The 11,398-nt window shown below is 72.0% G+C and carries 11 protein-coding genes; 7 read left to right on the forward strand and 4 right to left on the reverse strand.

From position 1 onward, the window contains the following. Nucleotides 1–52 precede the first annotated feature (52 nt). Nucleotides 53–1,417 carry a sensor histidine kinase gene (locus ACH4U8_RS07440; protein WP_395776079.1) on the forward strand — a complete coding sequence of 455 codons (1,365 nt, stop codon included), beginning with the start codon at nt 53–55 and terminating at the stop codon, nt 1,415–1,417. Continuing rightward, a complete protein-coding gene (locus ACH4U8_RS07445; protein ID WP_395776080.1) occupies nt 1,402–2,121 on the forward strand; it encodes a response regulator in 720 nt (239 codons plus the stop codon). The genes ACH4U8_RS07440 and ACH4U8_RS07445 overlap by 16 nt, the downstream gene beginning before the upstream one ends. 174 nt (nt 2,122–2,295) lie before the next feature. Here ACH4U8_RS07445 and ACH4U8_RS07450 read toward each other — a convergent pair whose 3' ends face one another. Further along, a complete protein-coding gene (locus ACH4U8_RS07450) occupies nt 2,296–2,955 on the reverse strand; it encodes an ABC transporter permease (RefSeq protein ID WP_395776081.1) in 660 nt (219 codons plus the stop codon). Between the two features lie 87 nt (nt 2,956–3,042). On the opposite strand from ACH4U8_RS07450, the gene ACH4U8_RS07455 reads away from it, so the two are divergent. Next, nucleotides 3,043–4,131: an Lrp/AsnC family transcriptional regulator gene (locus ACH4U8_RS07455; RefSeq protein ID WP_395776082.1), complete on the forward strand. Its 1,089-nt coding sequence runs from the start codon at nt 3,043–3,045 to the stop codon at nt 4,129–4,131. Here ACH4U8_RS07455 and ACH4U8_RS07460 read toward each other — a convergent pair. Further along, a complete protein-coding gene (locus tag ACH4U8_RS07460) occupies nt 4,104–4,697 on the reverse strand; it encodes a hypothetical protein (RefSeq protein WP_395776083.1) in 594 nt (197 codons plus the stop codon). The two genes, ACH4U8_RS07455 and ACH4U8_RS07460, sit on opposite strands and share 28 nt — an antisense overlap. A gap of 382 nt (nt 4,698–5,079) precedes the next feature. Here ACH4U8_RS07460 and ACH4U8_RS07465 point away from each other — a divergent pair, with 382 nt between their 5' ends. Continuing rightward, a complete protein-coding gene (locus ACH4U8_RS07465; protein WP_360318032.1) occupies nt 5,080–5,415 on the forward strand; it encodes an Lsr2 family protein in 336 nt (111 codons plus the stop codon). A gap of 562 nt (nt 5,416–5,977) precedes the next feature. Next, nucleotides 5,978–7,354, forward strand: a complete 1,377-nt coding sequence (locus ACH4U8_RS07470; protein ID WP_395776084.1) for a chloride channel protein — start codon at nt 5,978–5,980, stop codon at nt 7,352–7,354. 231 nt (nt 7,355–7,585) lie between these two features. Here the strand turns inward: ACH4U8_RS07470 and ACH4U8_RS07475 are convergent, their stop codons facing one another. Continuing rightward, nucleotides 7,586–8,482: a D-hexose-6-phosphate mutarotase gene (locus ACH4U8_RS07475; RefSeq protein ID WP_395776085.1), complete on the reverse strand. Its 897-nt coding sequence runs from the start codon at nt 8,480–8,482 to the stop codon at nt 7,586–7,588. Between the two features lie 150 nt (nt 8,483–8,632). Then, the gene (locus tag ACH4U8_RS07480; protein WP_395776086.1) at nt 8,633–9,244 is read right to left on the reverse strand and encodes a hypothetical protein; all 612 of its coding nucleotides are present in this window, start codon (nt 9,242–9,244) and stop codon (nt 8,633–8,635) included. 213 nt (nt 9,245–9,457) lie between these two features. On the opposite strand from ACH4U8_RS07480, the gene ACH4U8_RS07485 reads away from it, so the two are divergent. Together ACH4U8_RS07485 and ACH4U8_RS07490 are read left to right on the forward strand one after the other, a co-directional pair. Next, complete coding sequence (locus ACH4U8_RS07485) at nt 9,458–10,348, forward strand: LysR family transcriptional regulator (protein WP_360318024.1); 891 nt, start codon at nt 9,458–9,460, stop codon at nt 10,346–10,348. Nucleotides 10,349–10,537: 189 nt separating this feature from the next. Beyond that, nucleotides 10,538–11,380 (forward strand): MBL fold metallo-hydrolase, encoded by an 843-nt coding sequence (locus ACH4U8_RS07490; protein WP_360318022.1) that lies wholly within the window; start codon nt 10,538–10,540, stop codon nt 11,378–11,380. The last annotated feature ends 18 nt before the right edge of the window (nt 11,381–11,398 follow it).

Here is an 11,398-nt window from a genome sequence, read left to right on the forward strand (position 1 = left end):
GGTCATCCCTGCGAAGTACGCCCTGGGGAGCGGGCCGTGGTCGGGCAGGCGGATGCGGCCCGGCGGGGGTGGGTCGCACAATGAACCGGTGGAAGGCGAAGACGAGCCGGCGGTCCGGCGTGGGTGGCGGGCGCGGCTGGCGATCGTGCTGCGCCCGGAGCCGGGACAGGTCCCGTTGTCGCGACGGGCGGTGCGGGTCGACGCGGTGCTGGCGATCGTGCTGACCCTGCTCGCCCTGGTCGTGGCGGTGCGGTATCCCGACAGTGGCCCGGTCCAGGACATGCAACGCGTCGTTCCGTTCGAGCCGCCCGAGCCCTCCGATCCGTCCCGGCCCCCCGAGCCGCCGCGGCCGCCGGAAGTCTGGGGGCCGGAATACGTGCCCTCGTCCGTGCCCTGGCCGTTCGTGGTGCTCTCCGCGCTTCCGTTGGCCGTCCGACGTCGATACCCGCTGGCCGCGTTCACCGCGGTGTTGTGCGCGGGGGTGGCCATCGGCGAGGACGGCGCGTCCTGGATCACCGTGCTGACCTGCGTGATCGGCGCGTACAGCGCCGTCGTCTACAGCCGCTACCGGGTGCGTGCGGTCTGCGTGTTGGTGGGCGCCGCGGTTTTGGCCGGTGTCGCCTTCCGGGACTCGGCGCCGATCCTGCCGGGCTGGTCGAGCCCGGGTGTGGTGCTGCTGGTGGCGGGGGCACTCGCCGGGCTGGTGCTGTTCTGGCGACGGGAGTTGGCGGCGAGCCGGGATCGGTACACCCGGCTGCAACAGGCCCAGGAACAGGCCACCCGCCGGGCCGTCGAGGAGGAACGGTCCAGGATCGCCGCCGAATTGCACGACGTCGTGACGCACAATGTCAGCGTGATGGTTATCCAGGCGGGTGCGGCGCGCAAGGTGATGGACGCGGCGCCGGAACGTTCCAAGGAGGCGCTGCTCGCGGTCGAGGCCGGCGGGCGGGCGGCGATGGCCGAACTGCGCCATGTGATGGGGCTGCTCGCCGCGGCCGACCACGAGCGTCCCGACGACCTCGAACCCCAACCCGGACTCGACCGGTTGGACGAGCTGATCGAACGGGTACGCGCGGCCGGCACCCCGGTACGCGTCGCGATGTCGCTGCCGGCGGACCCGCTGCCGCCCGGGGTGGACCTGGCGGCCTACCGGGTGGTCCAGGAGGCGCTGACCAACACGATCAAGCACGCGCCCGGCGCGGCGGCGAGCGTCGTCCTCGGATATGCCGACGACTGCCTGGAGATCGAGGTCACCGACACCGGTGGCGGGCCCGGCGGCCGGGCGCTGGACGGCAATGGGCGCGGGTTGATCGGCTTGCGCGAGCGACTGGCGGTCTACGACGGAGAGTTGACCGTCGGCCCGACCCTCACGGGCGGATATCGCATCCGGGCCCGCATTCCGTGGCGGACGGCGTGAACCGGCCGGCCCTGCGGGTGGTCATCGCCGACGACCAGGCGCTGGTGCGGACCGGCTTCGGGATGATCCTGGCCTCCGACGGCATCGAGGTGGCGGCCGAGGCGGCCAACGGCGCCGAGGCGATCGCCGCCGTCCGGCGCACCCGGCCCGACGTGGTGCTGATGGACATCCGGATGCCGCAGATGGACGGCATCGAGGCGACCCGGCGCATCCTGGCCGATGGCGGCTCGACCGGCACCCGGGTGATCATCCTGACCACGTACGACCTGGACCACTACGTCTACGCCGCGCTCACCGCCGGAGCCAGCGGTTTCCTGCTCAAGGACGTCACGCCGGAGCAACTGGTCGCCGCGGTGTGCCTGGTCCAGGCCGGCGACGCACTGCTCGCGCCGACCATCACCCGCCGACTGATCGAGCGCTTCGCGCACCACGACGAGCCACGCGGGACACCGCCGCGCGACCTGTCCGAGTTGACTCCGCGCGAGTTGGAGGTGCTCCGGCTGCTGGCCACCGGCCTGAGCAACGCCGAACTGGCCGAGCGCCTGTCGCTGAGCCCGACCACGGTCAAGACGCACATCGGCCGCATCCTGTCGAAACTCAACCTGCGCGACCGGGTGCAGGCGGTGGTCCTGGCCTACGAGACAGGGCTGATCGCGCCGGGCGGCGCCGCTCGGGGCACCCACCATGCTGCCGATCACGGGTAGCGTTTCGCGAATTCCCGTGCGGCTGCCGCGCGGTCGTGCCTCGGGCCTGGTGGCTTCCCGAGCCGCTGGATCGCGCCCTGCGGAAGGTCGCGCTCGAACACGGCTGATCCGCACGGCGGCGAACCCGACGGCCGACCCGACCCGTTCGGCGGTCGGGGTCGTCCCCGCGGGCCGTCATGCCTGCGGGTTTCCGGTGAGCGTGTTCCGGTTCGGCAGCGCGAGCAGCAGATCCACCGCGAGGCCGACCAGGCACGCCGGCACGCCCAGCGCCAACACCGCGCCCTGGACCACCGGGTAGTCCCGGTTGAGAATCGCCTCGACCACCCGCGCCCCCAACCCCGGCCAGGCGAACACGCTCGCCGCGACCACCGTGCCGCCGAGCAGCCCGGCCGACAACGGCCCACCCGTCCCGGGCGTCGAGGTCGACGAGGCCGCGACCACCGACCCCACCAGGATCGCCGCCAGCACCAACTCAATGGCGTAGGGCAGTCGTTGTGCCAACACGTCGGTGACGGGCTCGCCGCTGCGGTAGGACGTGCCCAGATCGCCGGTCGCCAACCCGGACACGTAGTCGCCGAATCGCGCGACCCACGACCTGTCCAACCCCAATTCGTGCCGCACCCGTTCGGTCTGTGCCGGGTCCGCGTTTCGCCCCGCCGCGACCGCGGCCGGATCCCCCGGCAGCAGTTGCACGATCGCGAACGTGCCCACGACCAGGACGGCCGGCACCAGGACGACACCCGCGAGCCGACCCAACAGGTAGCGCAGCCAAGGGTGTCGGACCCGAGACGACCGGTCCGCGGCCGGCTTGGCGCGCGAGGGAGCGAGAGACAACGGGTCTCCTTGGCAGGGGCCTGGCGTACGGCCAGGATCCGGGTTCGTCGCGCCGTCGGGCGGGAATTGCCGGATAGCATCCTGTCGATGAGCGATGCGCAGGATTCCGGCGGGCGATTCTCCGAACTCGATCTCGCGATCGTGGAGGCGCTCCAGGCCGCGCCCCGCGCTCCCTGGTCCCGCGTCGGTTCGGCGCTCGGCGTGGACGCGACCACGGTGGCCCGGCGCTGGGACCGGATGCGGGCGCAGGGCCTGGCCTGGGTCACCGCACACACCTCGGCGAAATCGGCCGCGGTTGCCTACGTCGAGGTCAGGTGCCGACCCCGCGCACTCGACCGGATCATCGCCGCGACGGCCGAACGGCCCTGGGTCTTCAGCGTGGACGAGATGACCGGCGACTTCGACCTGTTCCTGTCCCTGGCCGCCCCCGACCTGCCCACCCTCGGGCACGTCGTGCACCGCGACATCGGCGCACTACCGGGCGTGCTCTCCACCCGCACCCGGCTGGGCGTCACGCTCTTCAGTGCGGGCGGCGACTGGCGGATGCGGGCGATGGAACCCGCCGCGCGCGCCCGGCTCCCGCCCGCGAGCCCGCTCCGGCCGATCGTCTACAGCACCCGGTCCCAGGAACGCTCGGCGGAGGACTGGAGCCTGCTGCGGGCCCTGGGCGGGGACGGTCGGCTCGGCTACACCGAGTTGGGCGCCGCGACCGGCATGAGCGAACACACCGCGCGCCGCCGGGTCCAGCGGATGATCCGCGACCAGGACATCTCGTTCCGGTGCGACATCGCCCACCCGTCGGCCGGGTTCCGGGCCATGGTGGTCTATCTGGCGAACGTCGCGCACGGAAATCTCCGGTTCACCGGCAACGCGGTCGCCCGGATGGAACAGGTGCGTTCGTGCGTGTCCGTCAGCGGCCCGCACAACCTGCTGATCATCGTGTGGCTGCACGGACTGGACGGCATGGCCGGCTTCGAGGCCGGCCTGTCCGAACGTTTCCCGGACCTGGAAATCCGCGACCGTGCCGTCGCCCTGCACAGCCCCAAGCGCATGGGTCGGCTGCTGGACGAACACGGCCGCGCGGTGCGCCCGGTGCCCGTCACGCTGCCCCCCTCGCGACTCGCCGGCGCCCCCGCGGCCCGCGGTGCTCAGTCCGGCGCGGTGCGGACCAGGTGATCGAGGACCAGTTTGCCGCGCGGTGAGATCCGGTAGCCGACGGCCAGGCTCTCGGTCAGGCCGCGTTCCTTGAGTTTGCGTACGTCCGCCTTGAAACGGGCGGTCTCCCGGCCGACGCCGGCGGCCAGATCGGGGGCTCGTACGGCGGGGTTGGCGTCGATCAGTGCCAGCATCGCGGTGGTCCACGGACCGCGTCCGCTGCGCGCGTCCAGACGGCGCAGGCCCGCGACGATCTCGTCGAGGTCCGCCGTCGACAGGTCGGTGTCCGCACGCAGTCCCACCCGTGGGTCCGCGCCCGCCAGGCGTAGCGTGATCCGGTACAACTGCCGGTCTTCGCCCGGGCGTTGGTCGGCCAGCAACTCCGCTCGGCCGGGGTAGCCCGCGCGTTGCGCGTCCCGGTCGCCGACGTCGTCGGGCGACACCGCCTCGACCGTGCCGACCTCCAGTACACCGACCTCGGTGCGCAGTCCGGTCCCGGGACGGACGGCGGGTGTGCGCCAGCGTCGGAACGCCAGGTCGACCTCGCCGGACGCGATCCTGGTCAGTACCTCGTGTCGAAACAACAACGCCAACTCCGGGTGCCGGGGGAGCGGAAGCCGGCCGGCCCGCCGGCCCCCACGGGGTGCCCGCACGGCGGCTTCCGCACACCCTATGTCGATCGCCCGGCGGATCGGGGCGGGAATCGCGACGATTACCAATGGCCGCCCGGGATGGCCGGCAAATGCCCGGCTTCGGGATCTTCCCGGCGGCCGACCTTTCGCCGGTCGGCGGCGAAGGCATAACCGTCTCGGTCTACCACAGGAACTCGTGCGGCCATTGATCGCAACGCCGCAGTGGGCGTTCCGTGCCGATGAGATCCGGAGTCGCTATCCGTCGTCGATTTCGAGGGGGTCGGTCTTCCGGTCTGGGTGTACGATCTCCCCGCTCCCAGGAAGGGGATTCTCCACAATGGCTCAGCGCGTAGTCACGCTCTACACCGATGATGTCACCGGCGAGACCGGTGAAGACATCGCAACCCATACTTTTGCGTTGGATGGCGTCACCTACGAGATCGACCTCGGCGAGGACACCTACCAGCAGTTGTTGGACAAGTTGGCGCCCTACTTCGGTGCCGCCCGCAAGACGGGTACCGCCGCCCGGCGCGGCCGCAAGGGAGCGCGTTCCACCGGTCAGGGCCCGGACCCGGTGAAGGTCCGCGAATGGGCGCGGTCGCAAGGCATCGAGGTCAATGCACGCGGACGGGTTCCGGCGGATCTCATCGAGAGGTACCAGGCCGCCCACTGACGGCCGGTATCTCGCGCGTCGTCCGGCGTTCGGTCGACCGTCCGCGGCGGGACTTCCGCACGGGCGAGGCCCGGCATCGCCGGGATACGACCACGACCCGGATTCCACCACGACCCCGCAGGCACTCCGCCTGCGGGGTCGTTGCCGATCTCGGGGCCGCCCGCCGGCGCGCGTGCGCCGATCCGCACGTGGGGAAACCGCCGACCACCCGGGCGCGGGAACTTCGGCCGGGGCATTGGCCGTGTCGAACTCGGCCGCTCCGGAGGTTATTCGCCGGGCCGGCGTGTCGGCGCCGCCTTTCCGGGAATTCGGCGACTTTGGTCGCGTCCCGCCGCGTTCATTGCGATCCATAAAACGCCGACGGCGACCGGACGGAAAGTTGCCCGGCGGGCCGGAAACCGTTCGGCTGCCGTTCGGTTGCCGGCCCGGTCGCACCGTCGGGCGGGGCGGGTGCGGGGACGCCATTCGGCCGAGAGGCGACGCCTCTCGAAATGCCGGACCCGGGCCGGTACCGGAGCCTGATCGGGAGGACGGAGTCGGCCGGCCTCGCGACGGAGGGGACGTGCCGGTGGAGCGGGCCAGGGAAGCGGCCGAGACGCGTGAACTGCACGACGTGCTGAGCAGCCCCGGCTATCTCCGGTTGTTGCTGTTGTCCGCGCTGGTGGGCATTCCGATCTCGCTGGCCGCGTTCGGGTTCCTCGCCGCCGAGCACGCGGCGCAGAACGGGCTGTGGGAGCACCTCCCGCACGAACTCGGCTACGCCGACCCGCCGTGGTGGTGGCCGCTTCCGCTGCTCACCCTGGCCGGCTCGATCGTGGCCGCGGTGAGCAGCTACCTGCCGGGGAAGGGCGGGCATCTGCCGGTGGAGGGTCTCGGCGGGCGCCCGACGGCGCCGTCGGCGCTCCCGGGCGTGTTGCTCGCGGCGCTGGCGAGCCTGCCGCTGGGCGCGGTCCTGGGTCCGGAATCGCCGTTGATGGCACTCGGGAGCGGGCTCGCGCTCGTGGCCGTTCGCTCGGCCCGCCGCGCTGCGGCTCCCCGGTTGGTGGCCGTGCTCGCGGCGGTCGGTTCGACGGCGGCGATCGCGACGGTCTTCGGGAATCCGCTGGTGGCCGCCGTACTGGTGATCGAGGCGGCGGGAATGGGCGGCCCCCGGTTGTTCGCCCTGATCCTCCCGTGCCTGCTCGCGAGCGGCGTGGGCGGCGTGGTGTTCACCGGCTTCGGCTCGTGGAGCGGCCTGTCCATCGGGTCCCTGTCCCTGTCGACGCTGCCGCCGAGCCGGTCGTTGCGGGTGGGCGACGTGTTGTGGGGCGTCCCGCTCGCGGCGGCGATCGCGTGCGGTGTGGTGTTGGCGATGACGTTCGCACGCCGCGTCGCCGACCGGGCGGCCGGCCGCGCGGCGTGGTGGTCGGTGGGCGGCGGGATCGGGGTGGGCGTGCTGATCGCCGCGTACGCCCTCTGCACCGACCGCTCGCCGGCGGAGGCGGCCCTCTCCGGCCAGTCGACGCTGGCCGTGCTGGCCGCCGACCCGAACGCGTGGCCGGTGTCGGCGCTGGCACTGCTCCTGGTCTTCAAGGGGGCGGCCTGGTCCCTCTCGATGGCCACCCTGCGCGGTGGGCCGGTGTTCCCGGTGCTGCTGCTCGGTGGTGCGGCCGGAGTGCTCTGCGCGAGCCTGCCCGGCCTCGCCACGCTGTCCGGGTTGGCGGTGGGCCTGGCCGCGGCCGGGTCGGCCACGCTGCGGTTGCCGGTCTCCGCGACGGTCCTGGCGGCGATGCTGCTGGGCAAGGACGCCGCGGCGGAGCTGCCGCTGCTGATCATCGCCTCCGTGGTGGCCTTCGTCGTCGGCGAGTTGTTGCGCGGCCGATGGATGCGGCGACCCGCCGAGCCCGCCGCGCCGCCGGCAACCGGATCGGCGGAACCGGGTGCGCCGGCCCGGGAATGATCCGGCAAGGGGGTAGGTTATGGAGGTGTCGGTGAGGGTGTGCCCCCGGGCCCAACCATTGCCTCCGTGGAATACCGCTCGGCTGGAGCCACGGTGTGCCTTCCGCCGTGAGGCGGCCACCCTCACCGGCCTCGACGTCGACGGCGCCGCCCGCAATGCGGGCGGCGCCGTTTTTTCGTGCCGGGGCGGGCCGGCTCGTGCGTCGGGCCGGGGTCGTCCCGTCGCCGGGGCCTACGCGTCGGTCGCGATCCGGAGCGTCGCGGTCAGGCGGGTGGGTGCGTGCGGGTCGGCGGCCAGCGGTTTGCACACGCGGGCGGTCTCCACACAGACGAACTCCCGCCAGCCGTCGTCGGGCACATCGGCCATCGTGCGGGTGAGTTCCGCGCCCGGGTTCCACACCACCACGTCGCTGTGTCCGGCGTGCCGCACCTCGACGACGCGCCCCCCGGTCCGGTCGTGCACCCGGGTGACGTCGTCCGGGCGGGTGTAGATGCGGTCGATCCGGTCCGGGAAGGACAGCCCGTCCTCGCCGGTGTCCGGGTCCTTGTCCGTGTCCGCCTCGACGTCGAGGACCTTGTCGAGGTAGGGCCCGTCCAGACCGGTGATCCGGACGCCGGCCAGGTCGCCCACCCGCAGGTAGGTGTGCAGCGCGGCGGTGCTCTCGAAGTCGCCGCGCGCCGTCAGCTCGATCCGGCACTCTCGCGGGCCCAGCGTGAAGCGGGCCTCCACCTCGAACGCGAACGGCCAGTACGCCCGCGACCGCTCGTCGTCGCGCAGGACCAGGCTCAGGTGCAGCGCGTCGTCGGCCGCGCCGGAGTCGAGCAGTGTCCACGGCAGGATGCGGGCGAACCCGTGGTTCGGGCGACCCGCCGGTCCGAACCACGGCCAGCAGATCGGTACGCCGCCGCGGACCGCCCGACCCTCCTCGAAGACCCCGTCGTCGCTCAGCCACAACACCGGCTCCGCGCCCTGCGGCTGCCAGGCGAACAGGTGCGCGCCCTGGAGGGCGAGCGCGGCACGTACTCGCGGGTGGTCCACCACGACCACCTCCAGCTCGCCCAGCCGGCGCAGCGAGAGGTGGTCGTCGAGCCGCCGGAGGACGGGCAGGGCGAATACGTCTTCGGGCACGTCAAGACCTCTCACGTTGGTCGGGGCGCCGCCGCCCACCGAACCCGTCACGATGCCATAGGCGCAGCCGCCCCCCGGGACCACCCGCGCCGGCGCGCGCGTTGTCCGCCCCGGCCGGGCGCCCGGACCCGGTCCGACCCGGGGTTCGAGTCAGGGGCACGGCGTCGCGCCGCGCGGGTTCAGGTTCTTGTCGAAGCGCACCAGGACGGTCTTCGGGCCGTTCCGGTCGGTGATCTCCAGGGTGCGATCGTCGAGGAAACGTGCGCCGGCGAGTTGCTGTTCCTCGTCGCACTCGTACAGCACGTCCGAACGCCGATCCAGACCGTCGGTGATGCGCAGCACGAGTCCGCCCGAGGATCGCAACAGCCCGGCGGTGCTTATCCGTACGGCCTGCACCCGGCCGTCGGGCGAGACCGCCTCGACGCCGTGCACCGTCTGTTTCCAGACGAACGTGCTGCACAGTGCGATCAACGCCAAGAAGGCGAGCGGGATCCCCGCCAGGCCGAGCAACAGTCGGGGGAAACACCCTCGGAAGGTCCACCAGCCCTCGATGCACACGGACGCCAACACGACCGAGGTCGCCAGGGACCCGCTCGTCAGGGCCTGGTGTCGGAAGATCTCCAGGTTCCACGGATTCCAGGCCGCCAGTCGCCACTGGATCACCGTCAGCACGCCCAGTCCGATCAGCACCCCGCGCCGTATGACGTCGGCGTCGCTGGGAATCGGTCGTGCGTCAACCTCGCTCGGCGCCGACTCGACCATGGGCCCTCCCGGCATCGGGCCGATCCCCCTCGAAATCGGTACGGCGGGAACCTACCGTGCTCGGCCGCATACCGGTAGCCACCGAAACGTGACCTTCGGGCCCGGCGCGCCGGCGGCGCGGCTGAAGTTCGTCGGGTGGGCACCCGGTGGTCATCGGGTGTTGTGCGGACGCGGCTAGGTTGGCGCAGGCACGCGCTCCGGGAAAGGTGGCACATGGAATTCCGTTACCTGGAGTCTTTTCTCGCGATTGCCGACGAACTGCATTTCGGCCGGGCGGCCGAACGGCTGCATCTCGCGCAACCCTCGTTGAGTCAGCAACTCCAACGTCTCGAAAAAGAATTGGGCGTCGTATTGGTCGCCCGCACCTCGCACGAGGTACGACTGACCCCGGCCGGGCAGGTATTTCGGGCCGAGGCGCAGGGCATCGTCGAACGGTTGGCCAAGGCCGCCGATCTGGCCCGGGAGGCGGCGGCCGGGCGGGTGGGCACGGTGCGGGTCGGGTTCAACTTCCCGGCCGGGCAGCGGGTGTTGCCGCCGACGTTGCAGCGGCTGGCCGAGGAGCATCCGGGGGTGCTGACGTCGTTGTGGGAGAAGCGCAGCGGGCCGCAATTGTCCGGTCTGCTCGCGGGTGAGCTGGACGTCGCGTTGATCTTCGGCCGGCCACTGAGCGCGCGGTTGCGGTCCCGTCGGCTGTTGTCGCTGCCGCTGGTCGCGGTGGTCGGCGACGGGCATCCGTGGGCGCGGCGCGAGCGGGTGGCCTTTCGCGAACTCGCGCACCAGCCCTGCGTACTGTTCCAACGCGAGCAGAGCCCGGCGATGTACGACACCATCGTGCGCGCCGCCCAGGACAGCGGAATCAGCCTGACCATCGCCGACGAGGTGGACGACACCGGTGCCACCGGCGTGGTGGTCTCCACGAGACCGGTCGTGGGCTTCGCCTCGGACGCGGTACGGGCCGGCCAACCGGCGACGCGTGGTCTGAGCGTGGTGCCGTTGGTGGATCCCGTACCGATGTTGAGCCTGGACGTGGTCTGGCGCGCCGACGATCACGACCCGCTCGTGACGGCGTTCCTGGACAGCGTCGAGACGATCGAGGTGGCATAGGCACGGCGGCGCGGAACGACGGTCGCGGCTTTCGGCGCGTTTCGGCGTGCTCGGCCCCGGCCCGACCGCGGCGATTGTCCGAGGCAATGGTGCGTTCGTCGATTGCTCATTGCCGGTCCATGGCCGGTGAATCACGATTTCGGTGCGAAGGCACGGCCTTTCGCATCGACTCGTGGATCGGATTCGGAAATGCAACTCACCGTGCTCGGCTGCCGTTCGGGCATGCCGGCCGACGGGCAGGCCAGTTCGGGCTATCTCGTCACCTCGGCCGGCGGACACATCCTGCTCGACTGCGGTCCGGGCGTGATGACGGGCCTGGGGTCGGTCACCCGGCCGGATCGGCTCGACGCCGTCGTGATCAGCCACATGCACCTCGACCACTGCTACGACCTGCTCCCGCTCGGCAAGCGGTTGTTGGCCGCGACGGTGCCCTACCCGGGCGATCTGCCCGAGTCGTTCAAGCGGGCCGCGCTGCCGCCGCCGCGCGCCGATCGGGGGCGGCTGCCGCTCTACGTCCCGGCCGGCGCCCGCGACGTGCTGGACCGCCTGGCGGCGCTGTTCCCGGTGCGCACCATGCCGCTGCTGGATCAAGCCTTCGAATTGGCTTTCGAGGTGCGCGAGTACGCCTCCGGCGACACGTTCGCCGTCGCCGACTGTCGGGTGCGGATGCACGAACTGCGGCACTCCTCGCCCAATTGCGGCGTGCGTGTCGAGAGCCCCGACGGCACGTTGGTCTACACCGGCGACACCGGGGTGACCGACGCGCTGCCGGAACTGGCCCGGGACGTGGATCTGTTGCTCGCCGAAGCCACGCTGGAGCAGACCGACAACGGTGCGCACGGGCACCTGAGCGCCGCCGACGCCGGTCGGGCCGCGGCCGCCGCCGGTGTCGGGCAGCTCGTGCTCACCCATTTCGTCACCGCCGACCCGGCCTGGCTGCGGGCGCGCCGGGCCGAGGCGGAGGCGGTCTACGACGGACCCGTGCGATTGGCCCACCCCGGGGCTCGATTCGACGTTCGGAAAGGCTCGTGATGCAGGCGACACGGACAG

Source organism: Embleya sp. NPDC020886, assembly GCF_044333915.1.
In the GTDB taxonomy this organism is placed as follows: domain Bacteria; phylum Actinomycetota; class Actinomycetes; order Streptomycetales; family Streptomycetaceae; genus Embleya.